Annotated in this window: 15 protein-coding genes and 1 pseudogene; 7 read left to right on the top strand and 9 right to left on the bottom strand. The window is 69.2% G+C overall.

Going from position 1 to position 15,595, the window contains the following annotated elements; translation table 11 throughout:
- Positions 1 to 6: 6 nt before the first annotated feature.
- The 7 genes from EER27_RS07200 to EER27_RS07170 all read left to right on the top strand — a co-directional run bounded on the left by EER27_RS07200 (position 7) and on the right by EER27_RS07170 (position 5,506).
- On the top strand, positions 7 to 912 hold the full coding sequence (locus EER27_RS07200; protein ID WP_123087366.1) for a TPM domain-containing protein: 906 nt from the start codon (positions 7 to 9) through the stop codon (positions 910 to 912).
- A gap of 16 nt (positions 913 to 928) precedes the next feature.
- Positions 929 to 1,420: a TPM domain-containing protein gene (locus EER27_RS07195; RefSeq protein WP_123087365.1), complete on the top strand. Its 492-nt coding sequence runs from the start codon at positions 929 to 931 to the stop codon at positions 1,418 to 1,420.
- Positions 1,421 to 1,507: 87 nt separating this feature from the next.
- On the top strand, positions 1,508 to 2,419 hold the full coding sequence (gene lgt / locus EER27_RS07190) for a prolipoprotein diacylglyceryl transferase (protein ID WP_123087364.1): 912 nt from the start codon (positions 1,508 to 1,510) through the stop codon (positions 2,417 to 2,419).
- An 8-nt stretch (positions 2,420 to 2,427) separates the two neighbouring features.
- Entirely contained in the window at positions 2,428 to 3,546 is a 1,119-nt protein-coding gene (locus EER27_RS07185) for a serine hydrolase domain-containing protein (protein ID WP_190285688.1), read from the top strand.
- Position 3,547: 1 nt separating this feature from the next.
- A complete protein-coding gene (locus tag EER27_RS07180) occupies positions 3,548 to 4,342 on the top strand; it encodes a thymidylate synthase (RefSeq protein WP_123087362.1) in 795 nt (264 codons plus the stop codon).
- Between the two features lie 47 nt (positions 4,343 to 4,389).
- Positions 4,390 to 4,962 (top strand): DUF2059 domain-containing protein, encoded by a 573-nt coding sequence (locus EER27_RS17305; RefSeq protein ID WP_223807215.1) that lies wholly within the window; start codon positions 4,390 to 4,392, stop codon positions 4,960 to 4,962.
- Between the two features lie 37 nt (positions 4,963 to 4,999).
- Positions 5,000 to 5,506 carry a dihydrofolate reductase gene (locus EER27_RS07170; RefSeq protein ID WP_190285687.1) on the top strand — a complete coding sequence of 169 codons (507 nt, stop codon included), beginning with the start codon at positions 5,000 to 5,002 and terminating at the stop codon, positions 5,504 to 5,506.
- A gap of 54 nt (positions 5,507 to 5,560) precedes the next feature.
- On the opposite strand, the pseudogene EER27_RS07165 reads toward EER27_RS07170, so the two are convergent.
- From EER27_RS07165 to EER27_RS07125, 9 genes and pseudogenes are all read right to left on the bottom strand, one after another.
- Positions 5,561 to 6,286 (bottom strand): annotated as a pseudogene (locus EER27_RS07165) (DUF1287 domain-containing protein); the annotation flags it as partial.
- Between the two features lie 5 nt (positions 6,287 to 6,291).
- The gene (locus EER27_RS07160; protein ID WP_123087361.1) at positions 6,292 to 7,185 is read right to left on the bottom strand and encodes a symmetrical bis(5'-nucleosyl)-tetraphosphatase; all 894 of its coding nucleotides are present in this window, start codon (positions 7,183 to 7,185) and stop codon (positions 6,292 to 6,294) included.
- 13 nt (positions 7,186 to 7,198) lie between these two features.
- Entirely contained in the window at positions 7,199 to 7,582 is a 384-nt protein-coding gene (gene apaG / locus EER27_RS07155; protein ID WP_123087360.1) for a Co2+/Mg2+ efflux protein ApaG, read from the bottom strand.
- A 105-nt stretch (positions 7,583 to 7,687) separates the two neighbouring features.
- Positions 7,688 to 8,518 (bottom strand): 16S rRNA (adenine(1518)-N(6)/adenine(1519)-N(6))-dimethyltransferase RsmA, encoded by an 831-nt coding sequence (gene rsmA, locus EER27_RS07150; RefSeq protein WP_123087359.1) that lies wholly within the window; start codon positions 8,516 to 8,518, stop codon positions 7,688 to 7,690.
- A gap of 424 nt (positions 8,519 to 8,942) precedes the next feature.
- Positions 8,943 to 9,998 carry a 4-hydroxythreonine-4-phosphate dehydrogenase PdxA gene (pdxA, locus tag EER27_RS07145; RefSeq protein ID WP_123087358.1) on the bottom strand — a complete coding sequence of 352 codons (1,056 nt, stop codon included), beginning with the start codon at positions 9,996 to 9,998 and terminating at the stop codon, positions 8,943 to 8,945.
- A 243-nt stretch (positions 9,999 to 10,241) separates the two neighbouring features.
- A complete protein-coding gene (locus EER27_RS07140) occupies positions 10,242 to 11,573 on the bottom strand; it encodes a peptidylprolyl isomerase (RefSeq protein WP_123087357.1) in 1,332 nt (443 codons plus the stop codon).
- Positions 11,570 to 14,041 carry an LPS assembly protein LptD gene (gene lptD / locus EER27_RS07135; RefSeq protein ID WP_123087356.1) on the bottom strand — a complete coding sequence of 824 codons (2,472 nt, stop codon included), beginning with the start codon at positions 14,039 to 14,041 and terminating at the stop codon, positions 11,570 to 11,572. The genes EER27_RS07140 and lptD overlap by 4 nt, the downstream gene beginning before the upstream one ends.
- A gap of 359 nt (positions 14,042 to 14,400) precedes the next feature.
- On the bottom strand, positions 14,401 to 15,333 hold the full coding sequence (locus EER27_RS07130; RefSeq protein WP_425480821.1) for a histone deacetylase family protein: 933 nt from the start codon (positions 15,331 to 15,333) through the stop codon (positions 14,401 to 14,403).
- Positions 15,330 to 15,593, bottom strand: a complete 264-nt coding sequence (locus EER27_RS07125) for a YdeI/OmpD-associated family protein (RefSeq protein ID WP_223807214.1) — start codon at positions 15,591 to 15,593, stop codon at positions 15,330 to 15,332. The genes EER27_RS07130 and EER27_RS07125 overlap by 4 nt, the downstream gene beginning before the upstream one ends.
- Between the last annotated feature and the right edge of the window lie 2 nt (positions 15,594 to 15,595).

The raw sequence follows: 15,595 nt of genomic DNA, 5'->3' as shown, positions 1-15,595 counted from the left end.
CCCGCCATGAAGCTGCGCCGCGTCTTCGCCCTGCTGATCCTGTGGTGCGCCTGTGCGTTGGCGCAGGCGCAGGGACTGACGCTGGCGCCGATACCGCCGCTGACGTCGCCGGTGATCGACACCACGGGCACGCTCGACGCCGCCACGCGGCAGGCGCTCGAGCAGCAGGCCGTGGCCTTGCAGCAGCGTAAGGGCAGCCAGCTGCAGGTGCTGGTGGTGCCTACCACCCAGCCCGAGGACATCGCGCAGTACGCCGTGCGCGCGTTTGACCAGTGGAAGATCGGTCGCAAGGGCGTCGACGATGGCGTGCTGCTGGTGGTGGCCAAGGACGACAGGCGCGTGCGCATCGAAGTGGGGTACGGCCTCGAAGGCGCCATTCCGGATGCGACCGCGATCCGGGTGATTTCCGAGTACCTGGTGCCAAAATTCCGCGGCGGCGACTACGCCGGCGGCATTCGCGACGCGAGCGCGGTGCTGATCAAGCTCATCGACGGCGAGCCGCTTCCGGCGCCGATGGTCGAACACCGCACGTCCCGCGGCAAAGGCTCCAGCAACTGGCTGGTGGCGCTGTTTGCCGCGTTCTTCATCGGCAACCTGGCGATGGCGGTTTTGCGCAAGTTGCCACGGCTGGTCCGCGGGCTGGTTGCCGCCGGCGCCGCCGGCACGGTGGCAGCGGTGATCGGCACATCGTTGATGATCGGCGTCGTCGGCGGGGTGATCGGATTTTTCTGCGGCCTCGCCAGACCCGGCACCGGGCGTTTTGCGCGCGACAGCGGCTGGGGCAGTGGTGGCTTCGGCGGCGGTGGTTTCGGTGGCGGTGGTGGCGGCTGGTCCGGAGGTGGCGGTGGCGGTGGCGGCTGGTCCGGTGGCGGTGGCATGAGCGGAGGCGGTGGCGCCTCCGGCAGCTGGTGAGCGGGAGGGCTGATTGATGCGCCTGTTCAAGCACCTGTTCGCGCCGTCGGCGCAACGCATGTTCCCGGCGCACAGCCTCCAACGCATCGCCGCGGCGATCGCGCGCAGCGAGGCCACCCACACCGGCGAGATCTGCTTCGCGGTGGAAGCCTCACTGTCGCTATCGGCAGTGCTGGCCGGGCGCGATGCGCGCGAGCGGGCAGTCGAGGCGTTTGCGCAGTTGCGCGTATGGGACACGCGGGCCAACAACGGCGTGCTGATCTACCTGCTGCTGGCCGATCATCGCATCGAGATCGTCGCTGACCGCGGCTTCGATGGCCTGGTCGATGCGGACCAGTGGCGCGGGGTGTGCCATCTGATCGAGGAGCACCTGCGTGCGGGCGAGCCCGAGGCGGCCGTGCTGGGCGGCGTCGAAGCGATCTGCGCCCTGCTCGGCGCGCACTTCCCGCGCGGCGAAGGCGACCACGACATCAACGAGCTGCCGGACCTGCCGCACATCCTGAGTTGAGCGTCGCCCCGGCGCCGTCACGGGAGCATCCGGACGGCGGGCTCGGGCACAATACCGGCCTCAGTTCTGTCCGGAGTCGCCTCGCGCATGTCCGTCCTGCACCAGATCGATCCGATCGCCCTCGACCTCGGAACCTGGAACCTGCCGGTGGTCGGCCAGGTGCATCCGCAGGTCCACTGGTACGGGGTCATGTACCTGCTTGCGTTCGGTGTGGCCTGGTGGCTTGGCAGTCGCCGGGCGCGTGCCGGCCGCCTGCCTGGCATCAACGAGCAGGCGTTCGCCGACCTGTTGTTCTACGGAATGCTGGGCGTCGTGCTCGGCGGCCGGTTGGGCTACATCCTGTTCTATGCCTTCTCCGACGTGCTCAAGGACCCGCTGATGCTGCTGCGGATCTGGGAGGGCGGCATGAGCTTCCATGGCGGCCTGCTCGGGGTGATGTTTGCCGGGCTGTGGTGGACGCGAAAGCACCACGTGAATTTCTTCGACGTGATGGATTTCATCGCGCCGATCGTGCCGCCAGGGCTGGGCTTCGGCCGCCTCGGCAATTACATCGGCGGTGAGCTGTGGGGCAAGCCCACCGACGCTGGCTGGGGCGTGGTGTTTCCGCGCGCGCCGGAGTTCGAGGGCTGGTCGATCGAACAGCTGCAGGCGCAGTTCGCCAGCGGTGCGCTCGACCGGTTCGCTCGCCACCCCTCGCAGCTATACCAGGCGGCGCTCGAAGGCCTGACGATGTTCGTGGTGCTGTGGTGGTTCTCCAGCCGCCCGCGACCGCGTTACGCGGTGTCGGGAATGTTCGCGCTGCTCTACGGCTGTTTCCGTTTCCTCGTCGAATTCGTGCGCGTGCCCGATGCCGAGCCGGGCTACATCGCGTTCGGCTGGCTGACGATGGGCCAGTTGCTCAGCACGCCGCTGATCGCGCTGGGCCTGTACTGGCTGTGGCTGTCGCGCCGCTCGCCGACCCTGCAACCGCAGGTGCCGGCGCCGGCGTCGGCCGAGTGATGCGCCGCGTGCGTGCCTGGCACGGACTGGCGCTGGCGGCAGTGCTGATCGCCCCCGCGGTTGCCGCCACCGGGCACGCCGGTGGTGACAGCGCGGCCGCGGCCGTCGCTGTCGAGGGTGAGAGTGAGCTGGCGGCGCGAATCAATGCGGTCATCGCCCAAAGCCACGGCGGCCGCTTCAGCGGCGTGGTGGTGGTCGCAGACGGTGACCGCGAGGTGTACACCAGCGGGCACGCCGGGGCGTCCGAGGTGCTGCCCAACGCCGACACCCGTTTCGCGGTCGGATCGATCAGCAAGCAGTTCGCTGCGGTGCTGGTGCTGCGAGACCTGGATGCCGGTCGGCTGCGCCTGGACGACACCCTCGCCAGGCGCCTGCCGGGGCTGGACGCGCCGTGGGCCGGGCAGGTGCAGCTGCGTCACCTGCTGAGCCATACCTCGGGCATCCGCGACACCGGGCAACCGCTGGCCTCGCTGCCTGGCAGCACGTTTGCCTATTCCAACATCAACTACCAGCTGCTCGGGCAGGTGCTGGAGGTGCTGCACGACCGGCCTTACGCAACGTTGGCGGCCGAACTGTTCGCCCGTTGCGCGATGGCCGACACTGCCATCGGCGACGGCACCGACCTTGCGCTGACCGGTGCAGACGAGCAGCCCGACGGCAGCCTGCTGCCGGTCGCGCACGGGCCGGGTCCCGAGCAGGCCGCCTCCGGCGGTGCGGTGTCGACGGCGCGCGATCTGGTGCGCTGGAACCACTGCCTGTACCGGGGTGACCTGCTGAGCCCTGCCAGCCTGGCGCTGATGACCAGCGCGCACGCGCAGCGTCCGGCGCATCGCTGGGGCGAGGTGGCGTACGGCTACGGCCTGCAACTGGCCCAGCCCGGCGGCATCGTGGAGTACAGCCATGGCGGCTGGGTGCAGGGCTGGATCAGCAGCCTGATCTATTACCCGTCACTGCAACGCAGCGTGGTGGTGCTGGAAAACCGCAGCTGGCAGGGTGATCTCGCGCTCGCGCTGGCGCCGCACGACCAACTGCGCGACCTGCTGCTCGCGCACCCGTCGGCCGCGGCAGCCCCGGTGTCCGCTGCCGCTTCCAATGGCGTTTCCCTTTCCGACTCCCAGGCCCGCTGACATGCGCCAGTACCTCGACCTGCTGCGACACGTGCTCGAGCACGGCAGTGAAAAGTCCGATCGCACCGGCACCGGCACCCGTTCGGTGTTCGGCTGGCAGATGCGCTTCGACCTCAACGACGGCTTTCCGCTGGTCACCACCAAGAAGCTGCACCTGCGCTCGATCATCCACGAGCTGCTGTGGTTCCTGCAGGGCGATACCAACATCGGTTACCTCAAGGACCACAAGGTCGGCATCTGGGACGAGTGGGCCGATGCCGACGGCGAACTCGGCCCGGTGTACGGCAAGCAATGGCGTCGCTGGGCCGGCGCCGACGGCGTCGAGATCGACCAGATCCAGTGGGTTGTCGACGAGATCGGCCGCAATCCGGATTCGCGCCGGCTGATCGTCAGCGCATGGAACGTCGCCGAGTTGCCGCAGATGGCGCTGATGCCGTGCCACAGCCTGTTCCAGTTCTACGTGGTCGACGGCAAGCTCAGCTGCCAGCTGTATCAGCGCAGCGGCGACATCTTCCTGGGCGTGCCCTTCAACATCGCCAGCTACGCACTGCTGACCCACATGGTCGCGCAGGTGTGCGGGCTGGGGGTTGGCGAATTCGTGCACACGCTCGGCGATGCGCACATCTACGCCAACCACTACGAGCAGGCCCGCGAGCAGCTGTCGCGCACGCCGCGCGCGCTGCCGCGTCTGGTGCTGAACCCCGCGATCGACAGCATCTTCGGATTCCGATACGAAGACATCGCCATCGAGGGCTACGATCCGCATCCGGCGATCAAGGCGCCGGTGGCGGTCTGATCGGACATTGCCCGCGAGGGCGAACAAACACACACAGGGGCGTTGCAATGCAATTTCGAAACACGTTGTTGGCGGTGGCATTGGGTCTGGCCGGCGTGCTGGGCCCGGTGTCGGCGGGGGCTACGCCATCCCAGGCGAGCGAATCGCCGGCGGTCGGGTCGCCTGCCTACGAGGCGCTGCTGGAGCGCTACTTCCAGGCCACCATCGCGCGCGAGTTGGGCGCCACGAAGGTGGACGAGCAGGTGGAAGGCTTCAAGACGACGATGCGCGCCAAGCCCGAAGCGCAGAAGTGCCCGGCCTTGTCGACGGCCATGGACGAGCTGGCGGACGTCGACTTCCGCAAGCTGCTGATCGACTACCTGAACTCCGACGCCCTGCACGCCACCATCAAGCAGGGGCTGCGCAAGCACCTGACCCATGCCGACCTGGAGGCATTCCTCGCGTTTGCCGAAAGTCCCGCCGGCCGGCGCTACCAGGAGCACAGCATGGCGGCGACCCGCGAGGCCGAGGCCGCCATCGAGGCCAGTACCGAACAGATGGCAAGCTCGCCAGAGTTCACGGAGTTCTTCGGCTCGATGGTCACCCGTCTGGTCCCGTTGGCGATGAAGTGCCCGAAGTGAGCGCACGCGCGGACACCCACACCGGCGCAGCGCGGCCATGACCGAGCTGGTGCTGGTAGCGGCGATCGATCGCGCGTTTGCGATCGGTCGCGATAACCAGCTGCCCTGGCGGCTGCCCGACGACCTCAAACGCTTCAAGGCGTTGACGCTGGGCAAGCCACTGCTGATGGGGCGCAAGACCGCGCAGTCGCTCGGGCGCGCGTTGCCCGGGCGACGCAACCTGGTGCTGACTCGCTCGGGAGCGGTGCCGTTCGCCGGCATGGAGCCGGTGGCCTCGGTCGAGGCGGCGCTGGCCATCGCGCACGAGGACCGTGCCGACACGTTGTGCGTGATCGGCGGTGGCGAGGTCTATGCGTTGTGCCTGCCACTGGCCACGCACATGCACCTGACCCACGTGGACACGCGGGTCGATGGCGCCGATGCGTTCTTTCCGCGGTTCGATCCCGACGCGTGGGACATCACCGCACGCGACGCGCATGCCGCCGATGCGACGCACGCCTGCGCATTCGAATTCGTGGACTACCGGCGCCGCACGCGCGCCTGACCCGGCGCGGTTACTGCCGTGTCGCGCCGGCGGGGGTTGCATGCGCGCCGGAAGCTGCGGACGGTAGTGCCCGGTGATGCGCCAGGCGTGCAGCACGTCTTCCTCGCGCGTGCCGGCGCCGATGTTGTGGATCACCAGCGGGGCCCCACGGCTACCGCGCCGGTCCGACACCACGCCGATGTGCGGAAGGTTGCCGGGCAGCATCCAGGTGACCAGATCGCCGGGCTGGAACCGGGCCGGTTGGGCCCCGCCCAGGCGGACCGGACCCCGTTGTGTCGCGTCCGGCGTGCGATCAGCGGCCGCCGCGTCGGCGCGTGCCAGTTCCCAGCCCTGGCGTGCGAACCAGCGCTGCAGGTTTGGAACACGGCGGTGGTCGATGTTGCGGTCCGGCCCGCGCAGGCCCCAGGTCTGGGGGTAGGTGCTGAAGTTGGCGCGCAGGTCCTCGTGGACCGCGCGTTGCAGGTCCAGGCCGAGCGGACGCAGGGCCCGGATGACCACGTCGGTGCAGACGCCGCGGTCGGCGGGAACGTCGCCGCCGGGATAATCCAGCGACACGTAGGCCGGGTCGTAGCGAACCGTCACGCCGACCTGCGCGCGCGCGGCGGACACCAGCGGTGGCGAGGGCTCGACTGCCGCGGCGGGCAACGCTGCCCGTGGCGCGGACTGCGCGCGACGGTCGATCTGTTGCGTGGCATTGCTCCGATCCGCCGGCGCGCATGCCACCAGCACGCCCAGCGCCATGGTGACAAGCGCGGGAAGCGTGCCGGCCAATGACCGCATGACGATCAGGCGCCCTGGCGTCGGGTCGGCTGGTTCTGCGCCGGCGTCGGTGGACGACGCGGACGCGGCGGCTGCGCCGGCACATCGCGGCCGGGCACCTGCACCACGCGCAACTCGTCCGTGTCGAGCTGCAGCGCGGTGAGCTTGCCACCCCACACTGCGCCGGTGTCGATGGCGTGCACACCGTGGCCAATGAACAACCCCAGCGTCGACCAGTGCCCGCACACGATCTTGAGGTCGCGCTCGGCGCGGCCGGGCGCCGCGTACCACGGGTACAGTCCGATCGGCTGCGTGCCGGGGCTGCCCTTGTCCTCGAACGCGATGCGCCCGCGCGGCGAGCAATAGCGCAATCGCGTGCAGATGTTGATGATCGCGCGGTGGCGGTCCATGCCGCCCAGTCGTGGGTGCCAGGCCGGCCCGTCGCCGTACATGTTCTTGAGCAGGCGCTGGTACTGCGGGCCGTGAAGGCGCTCTTCGACCTCGCGCGCATGGCGCTCGGCCAGCTGCGTCGTCCACTGCGGTGCCAGTCCGGCGTGCACCATCATCCAGCCCAGACCGCGGTCGACATGCACCAGCTTCTGCATGCGCAGCCAGCCCAGCAGCTCGGCGCTGTCGGGTGCCATCACGATGCGCTGCAGGTCGGCGTTGACCTTGCGCTGCTCTTCCTCGCGACGCTCGCCGATTGCCAGCAGCGACAGGTCATGGTTGCCCAGCACGGTGACGCTGTGCTCGCGCAGCGAATGCACCAGCCGCAGGGTTTCCAGCGACTGGCCCCCGCGGTTGACGAGATCGCCGCAGAACCAGATGCGGTCCAGGGCGGGGTCGAAGCGGATCTTCTCGAGTAGGCGCTGGGTCGCGTCGTAGCAGCCCTGGAGGTCGCCGATGGCCCAGACACTCATGCGTGCGGTGCCATCAGTGCAGGGTACGCGGAACGGTCAGCGTGAACGCCGGGACCGGCGCATCGAAGTGCGTGCCATCGTCGGCCAGCATCGCGTAGCTGCCGCACATCGTGCCCAGGTCGGTTTCCAGCACTGCGCCGGAGGTGTACTCGAAATGCTCGCCCGGCCGCAGCCACGGTTGCTCGCCCACGACGCCTTCGCCTTCGACCTCCTGCACCTTGCCGTTGGCGTCGGTGATCACCCAATGCCTGGCGAGCAGGCGCGCGGGCACCGTGCCGCAGTTGCGGATGTTGATGGTGTAGGCAAAAACGTAGCGGTCCTGCTCGGGTTCCGACTGGTCGTCGAGATAGCGGGTCGCGACGTTGATGTCGAATGCGTAGTCGGTACGGTGGTCCATGCGCGGCAGTTTACGTGTTACGGGTGAGGCTGAAGTGGAAAATCGCCGCGTCGTGCAAGCGGCAGGCACAGGCATCGGGCGCGTCGGCATGCGCGCCGGCGCGGGTCACGGCATGTCGTCCGGGTCATCGGCCAGCCCGGTGATCTCCAGGCTGTTGGCCAGGCGCACGAAGTCGGCGACTTCCAGCTGCTCGGCACGCGCATCCGGACGCACGCCGGCGGCCTCGATGGCCGCGCCGTCGCAGACCTGCGACAACGCATTGCGCAGCGTCTTGCGACGCTGGCCGAAGGCGTCGCGCACCACCCGTGCAAACGTGGCGCGATCGCGCACGCCGATCGCATCGGCAGGCAGCGGCACCATTCGCACCACGGCCGAATCCACCTTCGGCGGCGGACGGAACGCGCCGGGCGGAACGTCGAACAACGGGGTCACCCGGCAGTAGGCCTGCAGCATCACGCTCAGGCGGCCATAGATCTTGCTGCCCGGTCCGGCGGCCATGCGGTCGACGACCTCCTTCTGCAGCATGAAGACCATGTCGCGGATCGCCGCGGCGTGCTCGAGCGCGTGGAACAGGATCGGCGAGGACAGGTTGTAGGGCAGGTTGCCGACCAGGCGGATCTGGCCCTCGCCGCCGGCGATCGCGCTGAAGTCGACCTTGAGGACGTCCCGGTGGATCACCTCCAGCGTGCCGTGCGCGCGTGCCGCCTCGGTGAGCGGAAAGATCAGGTCACGGTCGAACTCGATGACGGTGAGTTCGTGGTGGCGATCGAGCAGCGGGAAGGTGATCGCGCCCTGGCCCGGGCCGATCTCGACGAGGCGGTCGCCGGGTTTCGGATTCACCGCCAGGACGATGCGGTCGATGATCCCGCGATCGCAGAGGAAGTGCTGGCCGAGACTCTTCTTGGGCGGCTCGCTGAAATGGCTGGGACGGGTCATGGTGGGCCTGTTGTTGCGGAAGTCGGACGTGGATCGACGCCGTGCCGGCGGGAAGGACGTTGGGACGCGAATCGCCCCGGACCGGTTGCGGGCTGGGGAGTCTGGACGCGAATCGACGAGGATAGAAGGCGTTGTGGGCCGATCCATCGACATCGATCCATGGCAACCGGTTGCGTCCTGGAGGAAGTGTCCACCGACGCAAGTGCGTCGGGTCGGTCACGCCCGCTGAGCACGGCCGAAAGTGGGATGCGCCCGGCGCCGGTACGGTAAAGCTAACGGTTGTCGGCCAGGTTCCGCAAAACGCTCGCCGCCGCCGGAGTGCCGCGGCCGTCCGGGGGCCGCGATACGGTCCGTTCCGCGGCAAGGCGCGGCCCCCGCGTGTGTCGGCCGCGATGGGTGCCGACGCGTGTCGAGAGGGCGGATGTCATCGCGGGGCCGCGTGGCCGGCGCGCCGTCGTTGCTCGGCCATCTGTGCGCAGGTCCGGGCCGCGGCAAACAGGCTCGAGGGATCGGCGGTGCCGTGGCCGGCCAGTTCGAGCGCGGTGCCGTGGTCGACGGCGACACGCGGGTAGGGCAGGCCCAGGGTCAGGTTGACGGCCTGCTCGAAGCCGCTGAACTTCAGCACCGGCAGGCCTTGGTCGTGATACATCGCCAGCACCGCATCGAGGCCGCTCAGCTTCGCCGGCAGGAACGCGGTGTCGGCGGGCAACGGCCCGACCAGGCGCATGCCTTCCGCGCGCAGCAGGGCCAGCACCGGCTCGATCACCTCGATCTCCTCGCGGCCAAGGTGGCCAGCCTCGCCGGCATGCGGATTGAGGCCCAGCACGGCGACGACCGGATCGACGATGCCGAAGTCCCGCCGCAACGCGGCGTGGGTGATGCGCAACGTGCGCGTCAAACCGTCGGGCGTGATCGCATCGGCCACCGCGCGCAGCGGCAGGTGGGTGGTCGCCAACGCCACGCGCAGGTCGGGGTTGGCCAGCATCATCACCACCTCGCAGCCGGCCTGGCTGGCCAGCAGTTCGGTGGTGCCGGTGTAGGCGATGCCGCCGTCGTTGATCACGGCCTTGTGCACCGGACCGGTGACCAGGCCATCGAACTGGCCCTGCAGGCAGCCCGCGGCGGCCCGATGCAGGGCGTCGATCACGGCAGCGGCATTGCGCGGGTCGGGGTGGCCGAACTCCGGTGGCGAGGCGTTGGGGACATCGACCAGCGCCAGCGTGCCGGGCCCGCCATCGGGCGCGGCGGCATCGGTCAAACGCAGCGGCAGGCCGAGAGCGGCGGCGGCAGCCAGCAGGCTGCGTCCATCGGCGAACGCGATCAGCCCGTAGTCGCGTGGCTGCTGTGCCAGTCGCACGCACAGCTCCGGGCCGATCCCGGCCGGTTCGCCAGGCACCAGGGCCAGGCGCACGGCAGTGCCACCGGGCAGGTCATGGCGGCCGGGGGAGGTGGATGCTGGAATCAGGCTGGGAGCGGTCATCGGCGCTGTCCGAAGGCCTTGCGGTGAAGGCTGGCACGCGGCGCAGGCGGACGTCGGCGGCCCGCGGGGCATGCCCGGGCGAAGCAGGCACGGATCGAGGCAGATGGCATCGCATCGCGCGTCATGCGCGGGACTCGGGGCGGTGCCAACACGGCCTCGAACCGTCGCATCGACCGGCACGCGTGCGTGCGGGGCGATGCCTGGCGGTTGCCACGGCCGGGATGGCCGGCCGTGGCGAAACGATCAGCCGCCGCTGGCGTCCGAGGCGGCGTCGGTGACCGGAGCACCGTCGGCGCCACGCACCTCGACGTAGGCTTCGCCGCGCAGTTCGAGCAGGTAGCGGTTCCATTCCTCTTCGAGCTTGCGACGGCCGATCTGCTCGCGCACTTGGGCGCGGCGGTTGTCGCTGCCGACGTCCTGCTGACGGCTGCCAAGGCGCTCGATGACGTGCCAGCCGACCGGCGTGCGGATGGGCTGCGAAACCTCACCGTCGCGCAGGTTGGCGACCACCGTGCCGAAGTCGGCACCGAAATCGTCCAGCCCGAACCAGCCCAGCTCGCCGCCACGCGACTGCGAGTTGAGGTCTTCGGATTCCTGCTTGGCCACTTCGGCGAAGTCGGCGCCGCCGGCGATGCGCGCACGTGCGGTGTCGGCCTTGGCCTTGGCCTGGGCGTCGGTCATCGTCGGGGTAACGCGCACCAGGATGTGGCGGGCGTGGTACTGGGTGACCAGGCTCGGTCCGGCCTGCGAGGCGTCGCGCACCTCGACCAGCTTCAGCAACTGGAAGCCGCTGGGTCCGCGCAGCGGCGCGGTGACTTCGCCGGGCTTGAGGTTGCGCATGATCTGCGCGAACGCCGCCGGGATTTCGTCGAGGCTGCGCCAGCCCAGGTCGCCGCCTTCCAGCGCGTTGGGGCTGTCGGAATAGCGGACGGCGGCCGCGTTGAAGTCCATCTCGCCCTTGTCGAGCAGGGCCTTGATGCCGTCGATCTTCTTCTGGCCCAGCGCGATCTGGTCGGCGGTCACGCCCTCGGGCAATGCCACCAGGATGTGCGCCAGGTGGTACTGGGCGCCGGCGTTGGCCTGCGCGGCGACCGCGGCATCGACCTCGGCGTCGCTGATGGCGATCCGGGTCTGGGCGAAACGCTGGCGCAGGCGCTGCGACAGCAGCTCGTCGCGGATCGAGCCGCGGAAGTCCTCGAACGAGGTGCCGTCACGGGCAAGCTGCTCGCGCAGCTGGTCGACGCCGACGCGGTTCTGCTGGGCAATGCCGGCGATGGACTGGTCGACTTCCTGATCGGTGACGCGCACGCCGGTGCTGGCCGCGCGGGCGGCCTGCAGCTTCACGAGGACGAGGCGCTCGAGCACCTGGCGTTCCAGGATCGCGCGGGGCGGCAGTTGATCGTTGCGACCGGCGTACTGGGCCAGGATGTTGTTGACGGCACGGTCCAGCTCACTGCGCAGCACGACGTCCTCGTCGACCACCGCAGCGATGCTGTCGATCGCCTGCAACTGCTGGGCATGGACGGACGCAGCAAACAGCGCGCCAGCGAGGAGACACGCGAGTAGTTTCTTCATAGGGTCGGATCGGGGGAGTTGTCGGCTTCGCCGGCGGTCACGGAAGACGGCGGCACGAGATACAGATCGTCACGATCGTAGCCGAGGATAGCACGGCGCAAAACGCGCTCAGTGTTCTGGCCAGCCGAGCCCAGACCCTTCAGTTCGAACTCGACCTGCAGTGAATTGTTCAGCTCGCCCGTGCGGTTGCGCAGGTAGCGGCGGCCGACCAGGCGCACGGCCAGGCAGCAGCTTTCCCACTGCACGCCGGCGATGGTTTCCAGCGGCTTGTGGTCCAGCATCGAGTAGTAGTGGCGCCCGACCACGCTCCAGTTCTGGTTGATCGGGTACAGGAACGAGAAGTCGGCCTGTTCGGTCAGGTCACGGCGATAGCGGTAGCTGAGGTTGACCACGCCGGCTTCGCCGATCAGGTAGCGCGCCCGCAGGCTGGCCAGGTCCTGGCGACGGAACTTGGGGTCCCACTGGTAAGTGGCGGCGATGTTCCAGCGATCGCTGGGGCTGACCGAGACCTCGGCCACCCAGGCCGACTTGCCCTTCTCGATGATCTGGCCGCCCGGTGCGGTGGTGACGCGGCTGTCCTCGAGGTAGTGGATCTGGCCGAGGCTGGCGGCCAGCCGCTCGCGGCCATCCGATTCGCTGATCAGACGGCTGGTTACCGCCAGGGTGAGCTGTTCGGCATCGGTCTGCCGGTCGGCGCCGGTGTAGCGGTTGTCGCGGAACAGCTGGCCCCAACTGAACGTCATGTCGTTGGTGTCGAACAGCGGCTGGTCGTCCTGGTTCTCGTACGGGACGTTCAGGTAGTAGAGCCGCGGTTCCAGCGTGTGCAGGTACGAGTCGCCACGGATCTGGGTGTGACGATCGAAAAACAGGCCGGCGTCGAGCGAACTGATCGGCAGGCTACGGACCGGAGCGTCGTCGTACAGGCTGTCGACCAGGCCGGCCGGGATCGGGTTGGGGCGGCCGTTGGCGGCGCGGCCGGCAATCACCTGTGCCTGCTGCTGGGCGAGCTGGGTGGCCAGGCCGCGATCCAGCTGGTACGCGGTGTAGCGCCAGGCCAGTTTGGGATTGATAAACCAGGCGGCGCCTTCCAGCGGCATGCTGATGTACGGCTTGAGGTCGACGCGACTGCCTTCGCCCTTGACCTCGAACCCGGCGGCGTTGCGCAGATCGGAGGTGTGCTGGAAGCGCACGGCCTCGGCGTTGATGCCAGTCTCGAACCAGCGGCCGAATGTCCGCGTCCAGTTGGCGTACGCGCGCGGCAGCCGGTTGTAGCGCAGGCTTTCCTCGGTGAGCGTGTAGTCCGTCAGGCGCTGGTGGTCGGCCATCAGGCCCAGGTCCCAGCCGCGACCGCGGCCGTACAGGCCCACCGAGCTCTGCACGGAATAGTTGGAGATGCCGTAGAGGCTGTTGCTGAAGTCTTCCAGGTAATGCGTGTCGCTGATCCAGCCCAGGTTGGCGCGCGCGTACCAGCTGCGGCTGAAGTTGTGCGAGGCGCGGATCAGGACCTGGCCGCGGTTGCTTCCGGGCAGGGTCGCGCCCGGACGCGGGCTGCCGTCGGGACGGTTGAGATAGCGGTCCGGATCGTTCTCGGGCAGCTTGTCATCGGGCATCCAGTTGCCCGAGACCAGGCCATTGCCCTGCGGATAGAGCCAGCGGAACTCGCCGCCCAGCATCGCGCCGCGCTTGCTCATGTAGCGCGGGTTGAGGGTGGCGTCGTAGTTCGGCGCGAGGTTGAGATAGATCGGCTGCTTCCAGTCGAAACCGTTGCGTCCCGACAGCGCGATGGCTGGGTACAGCAGGCCGGTACGGCGGCGGTCGTCGATCGGGAACATCAACCACGGCACGTACAGCACCGGCACCTTGCCCACGCGCAGCACGGCATTGCGGGCGACGCCCATGCCCTCTTCGGTGTCGATGTCGATGCGGTGGGCGCGCAGTTCCCAGGCGCGCTGGGAAGGCGGGCAGGTGGAATAGGTGGAGCCGAGCAGGGCGCCCTGCTTGCCCTTGAGTTCGATGCGTTCGGCACCGCCGTTACCGCGACGCTCGGTCAGCTGGTAGCGCAGGTCCTCGATCTGGTGCTCGTCGGTGTTCTGGTCGCCCGAGGCGCGGTTGGCGACGATGCGCATGCCAGAGTCCTGGTAGCGCACGTTGCCCTCGGCGACGTACTTGCCGGTGTCCTGGTTGAAGGTCAGCTTGTCGGTGCCCAGGAACTGATCGCCGCGGTTGAGCGCGACGTTTCCCTGGAACACCGCGTCTTCCTTCTGGCCGGCCAAGGCGTCGCCGGCGATGTCGGTGGGCTGCTCGATCCGCTGTTCCGGCGTGCCGACCGGATCGGGCGCGTCGCCGAAGGTCGGCACCGCGTCCTCTATCGGGCACAACCCCCAGTCGTCGTTGTCGTCGGCGGCATAAGCCGGCAACGCAAAGGCGATGCACAGGGGTAACGGAAGCAAGCGGAGGGTATTGCGCACGCGGGCACCGTCGACGGAAGTTCGTCGCAAAAAACGGGCCGCTAGCTTGCCCCATCCCCCCGGTGCCGGCAACGCGAGGGGGGTTGGCTCGGTCGGGCCATTCATTTTTACGCTGCCGTCATCAGGGCGCATTCCATGGGCAAGGGTTCGATCGGGAAACGCGACGAACCGTGGCGCGAGCAGTCGCGCCCGAGCAATACGCGGTATGTCGGTGTTGCGCAACCAGGCGTGCCGTCATGGGGCGCTACCGGGCCCGTCCATTGGGCGTCGCGCGGGTGTGGCAGCGACGGGCACGCAAGCCTGAGCGCTCGCTGCCGCGCTGCATCCGGGCCGTGGCGTGCCTTGCCGACTCGGGCGCGTCAGTCGTCCAGCAGGGCCGTCACGTGCGCGACGCTGGATTGGGCCAGCGCCGTCAGGTCGTAGCCGCCTTCCAGCATCGAGACCAGGCGGCCGCCGGCATGGCGGCGCGCGGACGCCACCAGCTCGGTGGTCAGCCAGTGGTAGTCGTCGGCCTCCAGCTGGAGCTGGGCCAGCGGGTCCAGTCGATGTGCGTCGAACCCGGCCGAGACCAGCACCAGCTGTGGGCGGAACGACTCCAGCACCGGCAACAGGCGTTCGCGCCAGACCTTGCGGAAGCCTTCGCCGCCCGTGCCCGGCGGGAGCGGGGCATTGACGATGTTGCCGACCCCGCGTTCGTTGGCGTGGCCGGTGTCGGGGTACAGCGGAAGCTGGTGCGAGCTCAGGTACAGCACGCGCGGGTCGGTGTCGAAGATCGCCTGGGTGCCGTTGCCGTGGTGCACGTCGAAGTCGATCACCGCCACGCGCGCCAGGCCGTGCTTGTCGCACGCGTGCGCGGCGGCCACGGCGATGTTGTTGAACAGGCAGAAGCCCATCGCCACCGTGGCCGTGGCGTGGTGTCCGGGCGGACGCACCGCGCAGAAGGCGCGACGGGTCTGGCCCGACAGCACCGCATCGACCGCAGCGACGCCGGCGCCGGCGGCGCGCAGCGCAGCCTCGGCCGAGCCAGGGGCCAGCACCGTGTCGGGGTCCAGCGACATCGCCCGGTCGGGTTGGGTGTCCAGCACCAGGGCCAGCAGCGCGTCGTCGTGCACGCGCAGCAGCTGGCCACGGGTGGCGCGCGGCGCCTCGCACCACGGCAGCAACGGGAAGGCCTCGCGCAGCGCGCCGGTCACCGCCTTCAGCCGGGCGGGCTGCTCGGCATGCGTGGCGCCGGGCTCGTGGCCGATGCAGGCCGGGTGGGTGTAGCAGCGCAGGATCGATGCCGCGGTCATTGCGGCGTGCGTGGGCGCCAGGCCATGTTCATGTAGCAGTCGCCGCGGGCCAGCTCGGACAGCATCTGCTGCAGCCGCAACAGGCGGGTGTCTTCGCTGCGCGCGCGCAGGATCCAGCCGATGTAGTCGTTGCGCTGGTGCGCGGGCCGCGCGTCGTACGCCGCGCGCAGGCCGTGTTCGGCCAGTGCGTCGTGCACGCGCTCGGGCATCGCGTGCAGGTCGCGGTGCAGGGCCGTGCTGGAGGGGAGTCGGGTGGCCATGC

The sequence above is a fragment of the Montanilutibacter psychrotolerans genome (assembly GCF_003719825.1).
In the GTDB taxonomy this organism is placed as follows: domain Bacteria; phylum Pseudomonadota; class Gammaproteobacteria; order Xanthomonadales; family Xanthomonadaceae; genus Montanilutibacter; species Montanilutibacter psychrotolerans.
The sequence above is the reverse complement of the archived record's forward strand: the minus strand, read 5'-3'. Positions and strand labels throughout refer to the sequence as shown.

Coding starts and splice junctions, on each gene's coding strand:
- pdxA (WP_123087358.1), bottom strand. CDS start 9,998: ATGACCGCTCCCAGCCTGATTCCAGCATCCACCTCCCCCGGCCGCCAT.
- apaG (WP_123087360.1), bottom strand. CDS start 7,582: ATGGACCACCGTACCGACTACGCATTCGACATCAACGTCGCGACCCGC.
- EER27_RS07130 (WP_425480821.1), bottom strand. CDS start 15,333: ATGACCGCGGCATCGATCCTGCGCTGCTACACCCACCCGGCCTGCATC.
- EER27_RS07180 (WP_123087362.1), top strand. CDS start 3,548: ATGCGCCAGTACCTCGACCTGCTGCGACACGTGCTCGAGCACGGCAGT.
- EER27_RS07140 (WP_123087357.1), bottom strand. CDS start 11,573: ATGAAGAAACTACTCGCGTGTCTCCTCGCTGGCGCGCTGTTTGCTGCG.
- EER27_RS07160 (WP_123087361.1), bottom strand. CDS start 7,185: ATGAGTGTCTGGGCCATCGGCGACCTCCAGGGCTGCTACGACGCGACC.
- EER27_RS17305 (WP_223807215.1), top strand. CDS start 4,390: ATGCAATTTCGAAACACGTTGTTGGCGGTGGCATTGGGTCTGGCCGGC.
- EER27_RS07170 (WP_190285687.1), top strand. CDS start 5,000: ATGACCGAGCTGGTGCTGGTAGCGGCGATCGATCGCGCGTTTGCGATC.
- EER27_RS07125 (WP_223807214.1), bottom strand. CDS start 15,593: ATGGCCACCCGACTCCCCTCCAGCACGGCCCTGCACCGCGACCTGCAC.
- rsmA (WP_123087359.1), bottom strand. CDS start 8,518: ATGACCCGTCCCAGCCATTTCAGCGAGCCGCCCAAGAAGAGTCTCGGC.
- EER27_RS07195 (WP_123087365.1), top strand. CDS start 929: ATGCGCCTGTTCAAGCACCTGTTCGCGCCGTCGGCGCAACGCATGTTC.
- lgt (WP_123087364.1), top strand. CDS start 1,508: ATGTCCGTCCTGCACCAGATCGATCCGATCGCCCTCGACCTCGGAACC.
- EER27_RS07200 (WP_123087366.1), top strand. CDS start 7: ATGAAGCTGCGCCGCGTCTTCGCCCTGCTGATCCTGTGGTGCGCCTGT.